At 70.9% G+C, this 15,898-nt stretch carries 14 protein-coding genes; 11 read left to right on the top strand and 3 right to left on the bottom strand.

Annotated elements, in window-relative coordinates; genetic code table 11:
• The first annotated feature begins 26 nt into the window (after positions 1-26).
• Positions 27-2,600 (top strand): bifunctional FO biosynthesis protein CofGH, encoded by a 2,574-nt coding sequence (locus CACI_RS43335; RefSeq protein WP_015797305.1) that lies wholly within the window; start codon positions 27-29, stop codon positions 2,598-2,600.
• 36 nt (positions 2,601-2,636) lie between these two features.
• Here CACI_RS43335 and CACI_RS43330 read toward each other — a convergent pair whose 3' ends face one another.
• Complete coding sequence (locus CACI_RS43330) at positions 2,637-3,260, bottom strand: hypothetical protein (RefSeq protein WP_015797304.1); 624 nt, start codon at positions 3,258-3,260, stop codon at positions 2,637-2,639.
• A gap of 109 nt (positions 3,261-3,369) precedes the next feature.
• Between CACI_RS43330 and CACI_RS43325 the strand changes: the two genes are divergently transcribed.
• Entirely contained in the window at positions 3,370-3,909 is a 540-nt protein-coding gene (locus CACI_RS43325; RefSeq protein WP_015797303.1) for a SigE family RNA polymerase sigma factor, read from the top strand.
• Positions 3,906-4,658 (top strand): hypothetical protein, encoded by a 753-nt coding sequence (locus CACI_RS43320; RefSeq protein WP_015797302.1) that lies wholly within the window; start codon positions 3,906-3,908, stop codon positions 4,656-4,658. Before CACI_RS43325 ends, CACI_RS43320 begins: the two co-directional genes overlap by 4 nt.
• A 9-nt stretch (positions 4,659-4,667) precedes the next feature.
• Here CACI_RS43320 and CACI_RS43315 read toward each other — a convergent pair whose 3' ends face one another.
• Entirely contained in the window at positions 4,668-6,200 is a 1,533-nt protein-coding gene (locus tag CACI_RS43315; RefSeq protein ID WP_015797301.1) for a FadD3 family acyl-CoA ligase, read from the bottom strand.
• 90 nt (positions 6,201-6,290) lie between these two features.
• Here CACI_RS43315 and CACI_RS43310 point away from each other — a divergent pair, with 90 nt between their 5' ends.
• The 3 genes from CACI_RS43310 to CACI_RS43300 are packed head-to-tail and all read left to right on the top strand — an operon-like array spanning position 6,291 to position 8,704.
• A complete protein-coding gene (locus CACI_RS43310) occupies positions 6,291-7,448 on the top strand; it encodes a lipid-transfer protein (RefSeq protein ID WP_015797300.1) in 1,158 nt (385 codons plus the stop codon).
• A gap of 31 nt (positions 7,449-7,479) precedes the next feature.
• Positions 7,480-7,902 carry a Zn-ribbon domain-containing OB-fold protein gene (locus tag CACI_RS43305; protein ID WP_015797299.1) on the top strand — a complete coding sequence of 141 codons (423 nt, stop codon included), beginning with the start codon at positions 7,480-7,482 and terminating at the stop codon, positions 7,900-7,902.
• Positions 7,895-8,704 (top strand): enoyl-CoA hydratase/isomerase family protein, encoded by an 810-nt coding sequence (locus CACI_RS43300; RefSeq protein WP_015797298.1) that lies wholly within the window; start codon positions 7,895-7,897, stop codon positions 8,702-8,704. The genes CACI_RS43305 and CACI_RS43300 overlap by 8 nt, the downstream gene beginning before the upstream one ends.
• 682 nt (positions 8,705-9,386) lie before the next feature.
• Here the strand turns inward: CACI_RS43300 and CACI_RS43295 are convergent.
• On the bottom strand, positions 9,387-9,887 hold the full coding sequence (locus CACI_RS43295) for a hypothetical protein (RefSeq protein ID WP_015797297.1): 501 nt from the start codon (positions 9,885-9,887) through the stop codon (positions 9,387-9,389).
• A gap of 120 nt (positions 9,888-10,007) precedes the next feature.
• Between CACI_RS43295 and CACI_RS43290 the strand changes: the two genes are divergently transcribed.
• The 5 genes from CACI_RS43290 (at position 10,008) to CACI_RS43270 (ending at position 15,849) form a co-directional block, all read left to right on the top strand.
• The gene (locus CACI_RS43290; RefSeq protein ID WP_015797296.1) at positions 10,008-10,778 is read left to right on the top strand and encodes an SDR family oxidoreductase; all 771 of its coding nucleotides are present in this window, start codon (positions 10,008-10,010) and stop codon (positions 10,776-10,778) included.
• 82 nt (positions 10,779-10,860) lie between these two features.
• Complete coding sequence (locus CACI_RS43285) at positions 10,861-11,514, top strand: TetR family transcriptional regulator (protein ID WP_015797295.1); 654 nt, start codon at positions 10,861-10,863, stop codon at positions 11,512-11,514.
• A 132-nt stretch (positions 11,515-11,646) separates the two neighbouring features.
• Positions 11,647-13,155, top strand: a complete 1,509-nt coding sequence (locus tag CACI_RS43280; protein WP_015797294.1) for a class I adenylate-forming enzyme family protein — start codon at positions 11,647-11,649, stop codon at positions 13,153-13,155.
• A gap of 137 nt (positions 13,156-13,292) precedes the next feature.
• Complete coding sequence (locus tag CACI_RS43275; protein ID WP_143765642.1) at positions 13,293-14,930, top strand: acetate--CoA ligase family protein; 1,638 nt, start codon at positions 13,293-13,295, stop codon at positions 14,928-14,930.
• A gap of 97 nt (positions 14,931-15,027) precedes the next feature.
• The gene (locus CACI_RS43270) at positions 15,028-15,849 is read left to right on the top strand and encodes an enoyl-CoA hydratase/isomerase family protein (protein WP_015797292.1); all 822 of its coding nucleotides are present in this window, start codon (positions 15,028-15,030) and stop codon (positions 15,847-15,849) included.
• The last annotated feature ends 49 nt before the right edge of the window (positions 15,850-15,898 follow it).

Raw genomic sequence — 15,898 nt, 5'->3', positions numbered from 1 at the left:
CGGTTCATTGCCGCGTAGGAACTGGAATGACGATGCAGCCGACCGCCAATGCCATGCGCCGTGCCCTGCACCGGGCGGGTGAGGGAGTCGCGCTCAGCGTCGAGGAGGCGGCGGTCCTGCTCGCCGCGCGCGGCGCCGATCTGGACGCGCTGTGCGCCGTCGCCTCCCGCCTGCGGGATCAGGGCCTGGAGGCGGCTGGCCGTCCCGGAGTGGTCACCTACTCCCGCAAGGTCTTCATCCCCCTGACCCGGCTGTGCCGCGACCGGTGCCACTACTGCACCTTCGTGACCGTCCCCGGCCGCCTGGACTCCCTGTACCTGTCCCCCGACGAAGTGCTGGACATCGCGGCGAAGGGTGCGGCACTCGGCTGCAAGGAAGCCCTGTTCACGCTCGGCGACCGGCCCGAGGACCGCTGGCCGCAGGCGAAGGAGTGGCTGGACGCGCACGGCTACGACTCGACCCTGGACTACGTCCGGGCCATGTCGATCCGGGTGCTGGAGGAGACCGGACTGCTGCCGCACCTGAATCCCGGCGTCCTGTCCTGGTCCGACTTCCAGCGGCTCAAGCCGGTCGCTCCGTCGATGGGCATGATGCTGGAGACCACCGCCACCCGGCTGTGGTCGGAGCCGGGCGGCCCGCACTACGGCTCGCCGGACAAGGAGCCCGCGGTCCGGCAGCGCGTGCTGGAGGACGCCGGGCGCTCCTCGGTGCCGTTCACCACGGGCATCCTGATCGGGATCGGCGAGACGCTGGAGGAGCGCGCCGACTCGCTGTTCGCGATGCGGAAGGTCGCGCGGACCTATCGCGGCATCCAAGAGATCATCATCCAGAACTTCCGGGCGAAGCCGGACACGGCGATGATGAACACGCCCGACGCCGACCTGGAAGAGCTCGCCGCGACGATCGCCACCGCGCGCGTCGTCCTCGGCCCTTCGGTCCGGATCCAGGCGCCGCCGAATTTGGTGGACGCCGAGTACGCGCTGATGCTGCGGGCCGGGATCGACGACTGGGGCGGCGTCTCGCCGCTGACCGCCGACCACGTCAACCCCGAGCGTCCGTGGCCGGCCATCGACGAGCTGGCGGCGCAGTCCGCCTCGGCCGGTTTCACGCTGAAGGAACGGCTGACGATCTACCCCGAGTACGTGCTGCACGGCGAGCCGTGGCTGGACCCGCGGATCATGCCGCACGTCCGGGCGCTCGCCGATCCCGAGACCGGGATGGCCGTCGAGGGCCGCATCCCCACCGGAATCCGGTGGCAGGAGCCTGACGGCGGCTGGGACGCCTCCAGCGGACGCACCGACCTGCATACGGCGATCGACACCGAAGGCCGCACCGAGGACCGCCGCTCGGACTTCTCAGACGTCTACGGCGACTGGGACGAGCTGCGCGAGCACGCCTCGCGCACCTCCGTGGACCACAGCGCGCCCGAGCGCATCGACGCCGCGGTGAAGACGGCGCTCGCCGCCGCCGAGCGCGACCCCGGGAACCTCTCCGACACCGACGCGCTCGCGCTGATCCACGCCGACGGCCCGGCGCTGGACGCCCTGGCCGCGCTGGCCGACGGCCTGCGGCGGGACGCGGTCGGCGACGAGGTGACGTACATCGTCAACCGGAACATCAACTTCACCAACGTCTGCTACACCGGCTGCCGGTTCTGCGCCTTCGCTCAGCGGCGCACGGACGCCGACGCGTACACGCTGTCCGTCTCCGAGGTCGGCGACCGCGCGGCAGCGGCCTGGCAGGTCGGCGCCACCGAGATCTGCATGCAGGGCGGCATCCACCCGGACCTGCCCGGCACCGCCTACTTCGACCTGGCCGCCGAGATCAAGCGCCGGGTCCCCGAGCTGCACCTGCACGCCTACTCGCCGATGGAGATCATCAACGGCGTCTCCCGGACCGGCATGTCCATCCGGGACTTCCTCACCGCGGCCAAGGAGGCCGGCGTCGACTCGCTGCCGGGCACCGCCGCGGAGATCCTCGACGACGACGTGCGCTGGGTGCTGACCAAGGGCAAGCTGCCGGCCGCGCAGTGGATCGAGGTGATCACCACCGCGCACCAGGTCGGCATCCCGACCACGTCGACGATGATGTACGGGCACGTCGACAACCCCGCGCACTGGGTCGGGCACCTGCGGGTCCTGGCGCGCATCCAGGACGAGACCGGCGGGTTCACCGAGTTCGTGCCGCTGCCGTTCGTGCACTCCAACGCCCCGGTCTACCTCGCCGGCCTCGCGCGTCCCGGACCGACGCTGCGGGACAACCGCGCGGTCCACGCGATGGCCCGGATCATGCTGCACGGCCGTATCCCCAACATCCAGACGTCGTGGGTCAAGCTCGGCACGGACAACTCCCGGCTCATGCTCGCCGGCGGCGTCAACGACATGGGCGGCACGCTCATGGAGGAGACCATCTCCCGGATGGCCGGCTCGGAGTACGGCTCGGCGAAGGGCATCGCCGAACTCGAGGAGATCTGCGCTCCGCTCGGCCGTCCGACCCGGCAGCGCTCGACGCTGTACGGACAGGTGCCCGCAGAGCGCGTCCAGGCCGCTCGCGAGGCCGACTCCCAGGGTCTGCTGCGCACGATGCTGCCGCTGGCTTAGGAGGCTTCTCAGGGCCCGTACATCCCGTGCCAGGAGTCAGGCGAACTTGGCCGGGAAGTCGTACGGCACGAACGGCACGTCGCGTCCCACGTTCAGCTGCACCATCGTGTGGTCCTTCAACGCGATCTTCCGCGGGTCGCCGTCATAGCGCTTGCCGTCCACCCACACCGTCACCTCGCCCTTCGCCGGTCCCACCTCGTGCCGGGACAGCGGCTGCCGCCACAGGTCGAAGAACTGGCCGAGGACGAAGCCGTGGGGCGTCGGCGCCTCGGCGTGGATGACGCCGGACTCGTCGTGGGTGTGCAGCCAGTAGAAGGCCTTGGCGGCGGTGATCACCGGGTCGGGGCGGTCCGGGTCCAGGACGAGCGGCCGCGTCACCCCGACCCCGGCCGGGACCCACTGCTCCCTGCCGTCGATGTAGAGCGTGAGGTGCGCGTGCACGTGGTAGCCGCCGTCGACCATCGGTCCGGCGGGGATGCCGTCGATCGGCTTGCCGTCCAGGATCGCGGCGGTCACCAGGACCGGCGCGTCGTCGACGATGTCGTCCGCGGCGGCCGGCGGGGCGGCGCAGACGCCGAGGAACAGCGCCAGCGCGGCGGCGAGGGACGGGGGGACGGCGCGCGCGCCGAGCCGGCGTCGTGGAGACTCGGTGAAGCTCATGGGATCAGGATCATTCCATGGTTTGCCCGGATGTGAAACGAATTAGGAGTATTCGTACTCCTTCGGTGGACCAGGTAAACACATCGCCACTCGAAAGCGTGAAAGGACCGTGGACCGAGGAACCGAGGATTTCGCAGCCTTTTACGAACGCCACCGCGACCCGTGCTTCCGGGCCGTCCTGGCCGGCGTCGGCGACCGGCACCTGGCCGAGGAGCTGACCGCCGAGGCCTTCGCCCGGGCGTGGGGCCACTGGCGCAAGGTGGCCGGGCACCCGGCGCCGGCCGCGTGGGTGGTGCGCACCGCGCTGAACACGCACGTCTCCTGGTGGCGCCGGCGCCGCCGCGAGGTGGCGTGGGATGCGGCGGCGGTGGGCGCGGGTGCTGGTGCGGGTGTGCAGACGAGCGGGCACGGCCCGGCCGACGACGATGCGACAGTCGTCGACCTGGCCATCCGCACCGCCCTGCGCAAACTGCCCAAGCGCCAGCGCGAAGTAGTGGTGCTGCGGGTCTTCCTCGATCTGGACACCCGAGGTACCGCCGCAGCGCTCGGCATCGCCCCCGGCACCGTCCAGGCCCACCTCCACCGCGCGCTCAAGGCGCTGCGGACGGAGCTCGAAGAGACGCACGAGCGGGAGGAAATCAAGCGATGAGCACAGAAGACTTCGACACCATGGCGCCCGACGACGAGGAGCTGTTCGCCGGACTGCACCGGTCCGTGGCCGGCGCGACCCTGCCCACCAGTACAGCCGACGTGGTGGCACTCGGCCGCCGCACCCGCACCCGGCACCGCGCCGTCGCCGCCGGCATCGGCACGAGCGCGGCGGCGATCGTCGCGGCGATCGGGGTGCTGGCGCCCTCGGCGGGGACCGGCTCCGGTACCGGAGCCGCGCCGAACGCCGCGGTGGTGCCGAACGCGGTCAGCACGACGGCCACCGGGACCGCATCCGGCGGCGCACAGACCCTGGACATCCAGGAGGCCGGCTTCTCGGTACAGGAGCAGGCGGATGGTACGGTCCACTTGACCCTCAAGGTGATCACCGACCCGGCCGGCCTGCAGTCGGTATTGAGTACCGCCGGTATCCCCGCGGTGGTTCAGGTCGAACAGGTCCCCGAGGGCTGGAACCTGAGCCGCGGCATCCAGTGCACGCCCGACCCCGGGGTGCGCGACGCCGGGGCGGTCGGCGCCGCGGTGCTCGGCGACCGCCCTTCCAAGCTGCCGATCCCGCTCGACATCGTGATCAAGAAGTCGGCCATCCCTGCCGGGGATTTCGTGACGATGACGCAGTTCCAGTCCCACGGTCGGCAGGAGACGACCGACTTCGGCGTGAAGACCGGCAAGCAGACCACCTGCGTGCCTCGGTATGTGTACGCCGCCGACGGCCGTCCTGTCGTCCGGTAACGCCCTGCCTCACTGCAGTTCGCGCTTGAGCACCTTCCCCAGCGAACTGCGCGGGAACGCCTCGACCAGCTCCAGGTGCCGCGGCACTTTGTAGTTGGCGAGGCGTTCCTCGGCGTACTTGAGGAGTTCTGCCGGCTCGATCCGTTGCCCCGGCACAGCTATCACGAACGCTTTCCCGACCTCCCCGAGCCGCTGGTCCGGCACGCCGATGACCGCCGCCTCCTGCACGCCGGGGAACGTCAGCAGCACCTGCTCGATCTCCGCCGGGTAGGCGTTGAAGCCGCCGCAGATGTACATGTCCTTGATCCGGTCGGTGATGCGCAGGTTGCCCGCCTCGTCGAGGTCGCCGACGTCGCCGGTGTGCAGCCAGCCGTCGGCGTCGATCGCCTCGGCGGTGGCCGCCTCGTCCTCGAAGTAGCCGCTCATCACGTTGTAGCCGCGGACCAGGATCTCCCCGGTGGCCTCGGCGATCCGCACCTCGACGCCCTCGATCGCCCGGCCCGAGGTGCGGGCGACGACGTCGGGGGTGTCGCCGTCGCGGCACATCGTCACCACACCCGTCGCCTCGGTCAGGCCGTAGGCGGTGATCACGGTCGACAGGCCCAGCGTGTCGCGCATCCGCTCGATCAGCTCCACCGGGATCACTGCGGCGCCGGTGGCTGCCGCTCGCAGGGAGCTGAGATCGTGCTTCGCCAGATCCGGGTGCGCCAGCATCATCTGGTAGACCGCCGGCGCCGCCGGGAACACGGTGATCCGCTCCTGCTCGATCGTGGTGAACAGCGCCTCGGCGTCGAACGAGGGCAGCGGGACCATCGTCGCGCCGCGCATCAGGCAGGCCAGGATCCCGGCCTTGTAGCCGAAGGTGTGCGAGAAGGGGTTCGCGATCAGGTAGCGGTCCCCGGCGCGCAGGCCGACGATCTCCGACCAGGCGTGGAAGGCGCGCGTGGTCTGTCCGTGCGTCGTCTCCACGCCCTTCGGGGCGCCGGTCGTGCCCGAGGTGAAGAACAGGTCCGCCGGCGAATCAGGGGTCAGCGACGCCGCCGCCTCGTCGAACACCGGCGCCGGGACCTTCATCCCCGGCGCGCGGAACTGGCGGCGGGACACCACCGGCGGCAGTCCGCCGTCGGTGAAGGCGGTCAGGGTCTCCAGATCCGGCAGCTCATCGTGGATCGCCGCGAGCTGTCCGACGTAGTCCACGCCCAGGAACTCCCCGGCGACCGCGACAAGTCTGGTCCGCGACGTGCGCAGGATGTAGCCGACCTCGGCTGCCTTCAGCCGGGTGTTCAGCGGGACCAATACGGCGCCCACGGACACCGCGCCGAGGGCCGTCGCGATCCACTCCGCCGAGTTCGGCGCCCAGATCGCCACCCGGTCGCCGGGCCGCACGCCCCAGGCGATCATCGCCCGGCCCGCCTGTCTCACCCGGGCGGCGAGCTCGGCGAACGTCAAGCGCTGCTCGCCGTCAACTACCGCCTCTTGGTCGCCGTGTTCGGCGGCGGCGCGCGCCACCAGATCCGGGATCGTTGTCTCGCCTTGCTCCACCGTCGTGTCCTCACCGCCGAAGATGGCTCTGGCACGGTGCCGGGGCCCATGATAGGCAGATATCTGACGCCGCGTCAGATGGGAAGGTGCATGAATCCGACGCCCTTGAAAGACCGGGCCGCCATCGTCGGCATCGGCCAGACCGAGTTCGCCAAACACCTTGAGCCGTCGGAGAAAGCGCTCGCCTGCCGAGCCATCGCGATGGCGCTGGACGACGCCGGCATCGCCGCCCACGAGGTGGACGCCTTCGCCGCCTACACGATGGAGGCCACCGACGAGGTCGAGATCGCCAAGGCGGTCGGCGCCGGGGACGTGACGTTCTTCTCGCGGGTCGGCTTCGGCGGCGGCGGCTCGTGCGCCACCGTCGGCCACCTCGCGATGGCGATCGCGACCGGCCAGGCGAGCGTGGGAGTCGCGTGGCGCTCCCGCAAGCGCGGCAGCGGTCCGCGACCGTGGACCGACACGGTGAACCAGCTCGCCACGCCGGCGCAGTGGACGCGTCCCTTCGGTCTGCTGCGGCCGGTCGACGAGATCGCCATCCTGGCCCGCCGCTACATGCACGAGTACGGCCTGACCCGCGAACAGCTCGGCGCGGTGGCCATCGCCTGCCGCAACCGGGCGAACGCCAATCCGGCGGCGATCATGTACGACCGCCCGCTGACCCTGGACGACTATCTCAGTGCCCGCATGATCTCCGATCCGTTGTGCCTGTTCGACAACTGCCTGGAGACCGACGGCGCGCTGGCGGTCGTCATGGTCTCCGCCGAGCGGGCCCGGGACTGCCGGCAGGCGCCGGTCTACGTCCACGCCTTCGGGCAGGGTCTGCCGGCGCAGCACCACGGCATGGTCAACTACTGGAACGACGACCCGCTGGCCGGACCGTCGTGGATCGCGGCGAAGCAGCTGTGGAAGCACTCTGATCTCGGTCCGGCCGATGTCGACGTGGCGCAGATCTACGACGCCTTCACGCCGCTGATCCCGTTGTCCCTGGAGGGATACGGCTTCTGCGGCAAGGGCGAGGGCGGAGCCTTCGCCGACGACGGCGGGCTGGAACTGGCGGGGCGATTGCCGATCAACACCTCCGGCGGCGGCCTGTCCGAGGCCTACGTCCACGGCTTCAACCTGATCAACGAGGGCGTGCGGCAGCTGCGCGGCACGTCGACCAATCAGGTCGACGGAGCCTCGACATGCCTGGTCACCGCGGGCGAGGCTGTACCGACGTCGGCCGTCCTGCTGCGGCGGGACTGACTCCGGCAAAGGCTGGAAGGGAGCACCCGAAATGCTCAAACCGCTCGTCGACGACGACGGCGCGCCGTACTTCGCGTACGCCGCCAAGGGCGAACTGCGGATGCAGGCGTGCGCGAACTGCGGCGAAGTGCTGTTCCCGCCGCGGCCGATGTGCCCCCGGTGTCAGGGCATGGAGTTCGCGTGGAAGCTGATGTCGGGGCGCGGACACGTGTGGTCCTTCGCCGTGCCGCGTCCCCCGCTGCTGCCGGACTACGCGGCGCTGGCGCCGTATCCGGTGGTGGTCGTGGAGCTGGAGGAGGACCGGCGGCTGCGGCTGGTCGGGAACCTCGTGGCAGCCGAGGACGCGGACATCGACTCCGTCGACCCGGCGACGATCGAGATCGGGCAGCCGGTGCGCGCGGTGTTCCGGGAGATCGAAGGGCTTTTCGTGGCGGCCTGGACGCCGGATGAGTGACTTCGAATCCGGCACTGACCTTGAGTTCAGTACCCTTCTGTACCGGGAACGTGACGGTGTCGCCTGGGTGACGCTGAACCGCCCGGAGCGCCACAACGCCTTCGATCTCGTCATGGCCGAAGAAATCCACAGGCTGTGGAAAACCTTGCGGCACCGCGATTCGGTGCGCTGCGTCGTGCTGACCGGCAGCGGCGACAAAGCCTTCTGTACCGGCATCGACCGGGACACGGTGGTGCCGCAGCCCTCCTCGCCGTACATGGTTGACGATCCCGGCGTCGCGCTCGGACCGAAGACCGCCGACCTGTGGAAGCCGGTCGTCGCGGCGGTCAACGGGATGGCCTGCGGCGGGGCGTTCTACCTGCTGGGCGAGTGCGAGTTCCTGATCGCCGCGGAGCACGCGACGTTTTTCGACCCGCACGTCACCTACGGCATGGTGATGGCGTACGAAGCCGTGCACCTCGCGCAGCGCATGCCGCACGGCGAGCTGGCGCGGCTGGCGCTGCTCGGCACGGCCGAGCGGATGACGGCGCGGCGCGCGTACGAGATCGGCTTCGTCAGCGAGGTCGTGCCGGACAACACGGCTCTGACAGCGGCGGCGGAGCAGGCGGCACGGACCATCGCCGCGTGTGAGCCGTCCGCGATCGAGGGCACGGTCCGCGCCGTCTGGGCCGCGCGCGAGATGTCCAAGGCGCACGCGATGGCGACGGCACCCCACCTGGTCCAACTCGGCAACATCGCCCCGGAGCGCCAGGCGGACCTCTTCGCGACGCGCGCCAAAGGCGGCGACTGGCGAGCCCGCTGACCCGCCGCCAGCCTTTCGCCGCTGGGGCGAAACGCTAGCTGCGTTCGAGTCGTCACTCGTAGTCTGCTTCCCGCAGTCAAGGGCGTGGGTGGCCGCGGGATCGGCACCCACATCCCGGCTGACGATCCCCCCGGGTCAGCCGGGATCGCGGCTGGAGCCGTGTCGGGCTCCAGCCGCTTCCACATGTCCACAGCCGCCCACCCGTCTCCCACCACCGCCCGTTGAGGAGGCGCTGCGCGCCGCAGTGTCAATTTGGCGCAAGCCATGGTCAACATCTATCTCAAGGCGCTACCTTCGACCCACACCGTCTCCGGGAAACCGAGCCGGCCGAACGGCGATGGCGGCCGGGTCATCCCGCCGACCCGGCCGCCATCGCTGCGGTGACGCGGTGCGCGCCATCAGCTGCGAGCCCTGCCTCGCGCCAGCCCGCTCCGCCAAAGCCAAAACGGCTGAGCAGCCGATCCGATCGGGCGAGAAACCAGATCGAGTCGATCGTCGGCCGAGCCATCTCGGCGGGATAATGCCAAAACGGCCCACCAGCCGACCCGATCAGGCGGCGAGCCAGATCGAGTCGACCGTCGGCCGAGCCATCCCAGCGGGAAGATGCCAAAACAGCCGACCAGCCGACCCGATCAGGCGGCGAGCCAGATCGAGTCGACCGTCGGCCGAGTCGTCGCGCGAATCAGGCGGGTAGCGGGATCGAGTCCGTCGCCGAGCTGCCCGGCGGCGCTCCCAGCGCGGGAGTCGCCTGGCTCGGCACCGCCATCGGCAGGACCGTCGCCATCGGTACCGCCACCGGCAGGTTCAGCGGCGTCGCGGTGCGCGGTGGGCGCAGGCTCCGGTTCGGCTCGCCCGGCGTCGACAGTCCGCAGGTCGCGGTGTCGCCGTTGGCCGGGGGTGCCTGGCCGTAGATGCGCGGCTGGTGCTGCGCGGCGCGGCTGAGTGCGGCGGCGAGCCTGCGTGCGGCGGTCGGGTTGATGCGGCCGACCGTCACCATCGGGCGGCCGTAGACGTTCACGTCGCCTCGCAAGCGCGGGATCTCCCCGGCGAGCCCGAGGGCTGCCAGGGCGGAGCGCAGCAGCTCCGTGGCCTCGATGGCCTCGGCCCACGCCAGGGCTAAGAAGGGTTCGTCGTCCCCGCCGTCGGCGGGGTCGACCTGGGGTACAGCGGCGGATTCGCCCATCGTCGTCATCTCCTCCGGACTGTGCAAGAGTCGACAACGGACAGAGGTCACGGTCAATCGACCGAACAGGTGATTCGGTAGTGCTTCCCACTAAAACCCGCCTCTGATACACACGGTGGTGTGACGTCGTTCACCGGAAGGGTCGCCGTCGTCACCGGCGGGACCAAAGGCATCGGACGGGCGGTCGCGGCGCGCTTCGAAGCCGCCGGGGCGACCGTGGTCACGCTGGCGCGCAGCGAGCCGGCGCAGGCCGTCGGCCGCTTCATCGCCGCGGACCTCGCCTCGTCCGCCGACATCGTGGCGGCGTTCAAGGCGGTCGCCGAGGAGTTCGGGCGGGTCGACGTGCTCGTCAACAACGCCGGCGGGGCGCGGCCGGGGCGGGCGCTGGACTATCCCGAGGAGGCCGCCCGCGCCGCCTTCGATCTCAACGTGCTGGGAGTCCTCTGCGCCGCGCAGTGCATGTACCCGCTCACGCCCGAGCACGGCGGCGCCTCCATCGTGAACATCGGATCGGTGGCCGGGACGCGGCCGAGTCCCGGCACGGCCGTCTACGGCGCCGCCAAGGCCGCGCTCGCCTCGCTCACCAAGAGCCTGGCGCTGGAGTGGGCGCCGCGGGTGCGGGTGAACTGCGTCGTGCCCGGGCCCGTGCTCACCGAGTCGCTGACCGCCTACTACGGCGGTCCGGAGGCTGCGGCGCTGGTCGGGCAGGGGTTGCCGATGGGGCGGATGGCCGAGCCGGGGGACATCGCCGGCGCCTGTCTCTACCTGGCCTCGGACGAGGCGGGGCAGGTTTCCGGCGCGGAGTTGCTCGTGCACGGCGGCGGCGAGGCGCCGCGCTTCAACCGCGAGTCCGGGGCGGCCGGGCGCGCGGCGGGGACCGGCGGGAAGTGACGGGCATGATAACGAATGCCGATCTTGGCCAACTACCCAGGTCTGGCCGGGGTAAGGGGTCCGGACCGCATAAACTGACGCCATGACAGCTCAGCAAGTGCGCACCGTCGACGGGCGGATCGCGGGCAAGCGCGGCCAGGCCACCCGGGCCCGGCTGCTGGAGTGCCTCGGCGAGATGCTCGTCTCCCAGCCGTACCGCTCGATCACCGTGATCGACGTGGCCCGGTTGGCCGGCACCTCCCCGGCCACGTTCTACCAGTACTTCCCGGACATCGAGTCGGCGATCATCGAGATCGCCAACGACATGGCCAAGGACGGCGCGCACCTGAAGGAGCTCGCGGACGGCCGCACCTGGTCCGGCAAGGCCGGCATGCAGGCCGCCGAGGCGCTGGTGGACGGCTTCCTGGCGTTCTGGAACGAGCACGAGGCGATCCTGCGCGTGGTCGACCTGGCCACCGCCGAGGGCGACAAGCGCTTCCACAAGATCCGCATGAAGATCCTGAACAACGTCACCATCTCCCTGGCCGACGCCATCACCGCTCTGCAGGCCGCCGGCAAGGCCGACGCCGTGATGCCGCCGACCGCGACCGCCGGCGCGCTGGTCGCCATGCTCGCCTCCATTTCGGCGCACCAGCGCGTCTTCGAGGCCTGGAGCATCAAGCTGGCCGAGCTGCGCGCGGCGATGATCGGCCTGGTCTTCATGGGCATCACACAGAAGAAGCCTGTCGCGGTCTGACAGACACGCGCGGTACGGCGAGCGGGAAACACGACGATCCGATTCGCCGTGTCGTGCCTCTGGATTAGCTCCCGGAGGAGGGGGAAACTCTGACCCCGAGTCAGATCGGTACCCATCCCTCAGGGAGCTCCGATGACCTTCCTCGCTCTCGCCGTCCGCAAAGCCGCTCGGGACCACGGGTCCGCCACCGCTCTGGTGGCCGGCCGCGGCCCGCTTTCCTTGTCCTTCCAGCAGCTCAACGCGGCCTCCGAGGCCATGGCGGCCCGCCTGGCGGTACGGGGCGTCGGCCAGGGCCAGGTGGCCGCGTTGCTGCTGCCCGCCTCCCTGGACTACGTCGTCGCCTACTGCGCGCTGGCGAAAGTCGGCGCGGTCACCGCCGGCGTCGGCGCGCACTACTCGCCGGCCGAGCGGCAGGCGATGCTCGCCAACGTCCGGCCGGACGTGGTCATCGGGACCGAGGAACTGCTGACCGGCCGCCTGCCCGACGCGCAGATCATCCCGGTCCGCCAGGCGGAGGACCGGCGCGAGTTCGCCGCCGGACTGCCGATGCTCGGCCGCGAACACGTACGGACCGTGCCCAGCGCACGCTCGCACGACGACCCGGAGACCATCGTCTTCACCTCCGGGACTTCCGGTCTGCCGAAGGGCGCGCTGTTCGGCGCGAAGCAGATCGCTGCGATATCCGAGGCGGACAACCGCGCGCAGACCGCGCCGATGCCGCTGCTGGTCGCCACCGGCCTGAACCACGTCGGCTTCATGACCAAGCTCGCCGGGCATCTGCTGGCCGGCAACCGGCTGCACATCCTGACGCGCTGGCGGGCCCGCGAGGCGCTCGGGCTGATCTGCGACGAGGGCGTGCCGGTGATCGGCGGCGTCGCGGCGCAGGTGGCATTGTTGCTGCGGGTACCCCAGCTCGCCAGCTACAAGACCGATGCCATCAAAGCCCTGATCATCGGCGGCGGACCGTCGCCGGCGGAACTGGTCCGGCAGGCGCGCGAGTCGTTCGGCGCCGCCTACTCGATCCGTTACTCCTCCACGGAATCCGGCGGCCTGGGTACCTTGACCGCCCTCGACGCGCCCGACGAAGAAGTCTTCAACACCGTCGGCAGACCCCGCGCCGGAACCGAGATCTCGCTGCGTGACGAAGGCGGCAAGCAGGTCCCGGTCGGCGAGAGCGGCGAGGTCTGGATGCGCTCCGCCTCGGTGATGTCCGAGTACTGGCACGATCCGGCCGCCACCGCCGAGACGCTCACCCCGGACGGCTGGCTGCGCACCGGCGACGTCGGCCTCCTCGATGACACCGGCTGCCTGCGTCTGGCCGGACGCCGCGACGACATGTTCGTCCGCGGCGGCTACAACGTGCATCCGCAGGAAGTGGAAGCCGTCCTGCAGGAGCACGCCGCCGTCGGCCAAATCGCCGTGGTCCCGCGGCCGGACGCGGTGATGGGACAGGTCGGCGTGGCCTTCGTGGTGCCGTGCGATCCGGCGGCGCCGCCGACAGTGGAGGAGTTGCGGCTGTTCGCCGGATCCCGGCTGGCCAGGCACAAGCTGCCCGAAGAGGTGCGCGTCGTGCCGACTCTGCCGCTGACCGCCGGGCAGAAGGTGGATCGTTCGGCATTGCGAAAGCGGGTCGGCTCCTGACGAACAAATCCGGGGGAGCGCAAGATCTCTTGAGGTTACCTCTGTGCTAATTCGCATCGCGGTCCTAAACTGACGCAGCGTCAGGTTACTTGTCAGTCGGCTCCTGAGAGGGCGGTGCGATGCCTGCCACCAGCGTCATGACCACTGAACAGACCGCGGTGTCCCGGCATCGGCCGGTGTCCGAGGACCGACGCCACCATGTTCCGACAAGGTCGCTGAACGCCGAACCGGCCGCCGGCGCGCCGGCGATCGCGCTCATCACCACCGGCGCGCACACCGGCTGCCCGCTGGTCACGGCCGACGAGCTGGGCGTCCCGGTGGCCGGCTGGACCTACTGCGGTCCCGGTGAGGACGGTCCGACGTTTGCGGACGCGGTCGAGGCGTTCGCTCAGGCGGACGGCGTCGGAGCGATCGCGGCGTGCGTGGACGCGATCGGCACGGACCTGGACGGCAGGGCCCTGATGCGGGCCGCCGAAGCCGCGTCCGGCGCCGGGCGTCCGCTGGTCGTCCTGGCCACCGGCGCCGACCGGGTGATCGACGCGGTGCTGCGGCAGGCCGGGGTGGTCCGGGTCGAGGGCTTCGACCAACTGCTGGACTGCGCCGCCACCCTCGCCCGCTTCCCGCGGCCGACCCAGCGCCCCGGGCCGGTCCGGATCGCCGCCGACTCCGGCGGCGCCGCCACCCTGCTCGCCGACCTCGCGCGCCGCGCCGGCCTCGAGGTCGAGGACGCCGGCCACGCCCCGGACGTCACCGAACTCGCCGCACGCCCCGGCGCCGGCCTGCTCCTGTACGCGGTCACCGAGACCGGGTCCTCCGGCGAGTGGACCGCCGCCGCGCTGGTCGAGGCCGCGCGCGAGAGCACCACCCCGATCGGCGTGGTCTGGTGCTCCTCCGGCGGCACCGAGACCGGGTACCGGCTGATCCTGCAGCGCTCGCCCGAGATCGCGACGTTCCGCACGCTCACCAACGCGGTCGCCGCGGCCAAGGCCTACTACGACCACTGCGACCACCGCTTCCGGATCCCGTCCCTGGTCGAGGACAACGCCATGGCCGGGGTGAAGGCGCGGCAGATCCTCACTTCGGGAGGTGCGCCGGGTACGACGCGCAAGCGGGACACCGGTCCCTCCAAGGGCTTGTCGGAATCGCAGACGCACCAACTGCTGCGCGCCTACGGCATCCGCACTCCCCGGGAGCAGCTGGTCACCAGCGCCGCCTGGGCCGTGCGCGCCGCCGCGACCATCGGCTACCCGGTGGTGATGAAGGCGTCGGTGGCCGGACTGCCGTCGGCTTCAGCCGCCGGTCTCACCCGCACCACCATCACCTCGGCGTCGCAGGTTCGCGAGAACTTCAAGGACCTGATGGACTCCGCCGGCCGCCAGGGCTACGGCACGCTGGACGGCGTCCTGATCGGCCAGCAGATCACCGGCGGCGTGGACACGATGGTCGGCATCCGGCGCGACGACCGGTTCGGTCCGGCTGTGGTGGTCGGCGTCGGCGGCGCCTACGCCGAAACGCTTGGCGACGTGTCGATCCGGGTCGCGCCGTTCGACGCCCACCAAGCGCACCGGATGCTCGACGAACTGCACTGCCTGCCGCTGCTCACCACCGCCGGCGCGGACCTGGAGGCGCTGGCCGACACCATCCTGCGCGTGCAGCGCATGGCGCTGGACCTCGGCGATGTGTTGGAGGGCTTCGATATCGCGCCGCTGCGGGTGCTGGGGCGCGGGGGCGGGACCGTGGCGCTGGACGCCTCGGCTCGCTTGATCGTGCACTGATACAGAGAAGAACAGAACCAACCCGGTCCGGCGCCGGAACGTTGTCGCGCTACTGCGCGGCTGCGCTCCGGCGCCGACGTTTTCGAGGGAAGACGACATGCCCGAGGTACAAGAGCGACCGCTGGACGAGACCGTCCGGCACTCCCTGTCCGGCGGCGTCGCCTGGATCACCCTGGACCGCCCCGAAGCGCTGAACGCCATCACCGCCGACCACCGAGATCGGCTGATCGCGTTGCTGCGTCAGGCTTCCGCCGATCCGCAGACCCGCGTCGTGGTCCTCACCGCGACCGGTCGAGGCTTCTGCACCGGCGCGGATCTGCGTCCCCGACCGGGCGCCGCGCCCGCCGCCGAGCCGCGCCCCGGCGACGTCGCGCGCACCATCCGCGACGGCGCGCAGGCGCTCGTCGCCGCGGTCCTGGACTGCGAGAAGCCGGTGATCGGCGCGGTGAACGGCATCGCGGCCGGCATCGGCGCGCATCTGGCGCTGGCCTGCGATCTGGTGATCGCCGCCGAGTCGGCGAAGTTCATCGAGGTCTTCGCCCGGCGCGGATTGGTCCCCGACGGTGGCGGCGCGCATTTGCTCACCCGGCTCGTCGGGGTGCACAAAGCCAAGGAGCTGATGTTCTTCGCCGACGACGTGCCCGCCGCCGAGGCGCTGGCGCTGGGACTGGTGAACCGGGTCGTGCCGGACGCCGATCTGGAGAAGGCGGCGCGGGCGTGGGCCGAGCGGCTGGCGGTCGGTCCGACGCGGGCGCTCGCGCTCGCCAAGAATCTGGTGAACCGCGCGCTGGAGGTGGACCGCGCCACAGCGTTCAGAGAGGAAGCCGACGCGGTCGAGCTGAATATGGCGACTCACGACGGGCAAGAAGGCGTCCGGGCTTTTGTGGAGCGCCGTGCACCGGAATTCACAGGGTCCTGACGGTTGTTGTCGCTGTAACCACAGGGTCCTGTGATGCGCGAAAGGTGTT

Origin of the sequence: Catenulispora acidiphila DSM 44928, assembly GCF_000024025.1 — a bacterium.
Taxonomy (GTDB): domain Bacteria; phylum Actinomycetota; class Actinomycetes; order Streptomycetales; family Catenulisporaceae; genus Catenulispora; species Catenulispora acidiphila.
This window is presented reverse-complemented; position numbering and strand designations above follow the sequence as displayed.

What these genes read in the sequence shown, in the direction of transcription:
- CACI_RS43335 (WP_015797305.1), top strand. Translation starts at nt 27, where the DNA reads ATGACGATGCAGCCGACCGCCAATGCCATGCGCCGTGCCCTGCACCGG.
- CACI_RS43330 (WP_015797304.1), bottom strand. Translation starts at nt 3,260, where the DNA reads ATGAGCTTCACCGAGTCTCCACGACGCCGGCTCGGCGCGCGCGCCGTC.
- CACI_RS43320 (WP_015797302.1), top strand. Translation starts at nt 3,906, where the DNA reads ATGAGCACAGAAGACTTCGACACCATGGCGCCCGACGACGAGGAGCTG.
- CACI_RS43310 (WP_015797300.1), top strand. Translation starts at nt 6,291, where the DNA reads ATGAATCCGACGCCCTTGAAAGACCGGGCCGCCATCGTCGGCATCGGC.
- CACI_RS43305 (WP_015797299.1), top strand. Translation starts at nt 7,480, where the DNA reads ATGCTCAAACCGCTCGTCGACGACGACGGCGCGCCGTACTTCGCGTAC.
- CACI_RS43300 (WP_015797298.1), top strand. Translation starts at nt 7,895, where the DNA reads ATGAGTGACTTCGAATCCGGCACTGACCTTGAGTTCAGTACCCTTCTG.
- CACI_RS43295 (WP_015797297.1), bottom strand. Translation starts at nt 9,887, where the DNA reads ATGGGCGAATCCGCCGCTGTACCCCAGGTCGACCCCGCCGACGGCGGG.
- CACI_RS43285 (WP_015797295.1), top strand. Translation starts at nt 10,861, where the DNA reads ATGACAGCTCAGCAAGTGCGCACCGTCGACGGGCGGATCGCGGGCAAG.
- CACI_RS43280 (WP_015797294.1), top strand. Translation starts at nt 11,647, where the DNA reads ATGACCTTCCTCGCTCTCGCCGTCCGCAAAGCCGCTCGGGACCACGGG.
- CACI_RS43275 (WP_143765642.1), top strand. Translation starts at nt 13,293, where the DNA reads ATGACCACTGAACAGACCGCGGTGTCCCGGCATCGGCCGGTGTCCGAG.
- CACI_RS43270 (WP_015797292.1), top strand. Translation starts at nt 15,028, where the DNA reads ATGCCCGAGGTACAAGAGCGACCGCTGGACGAGACCGTCCGGCACTCC.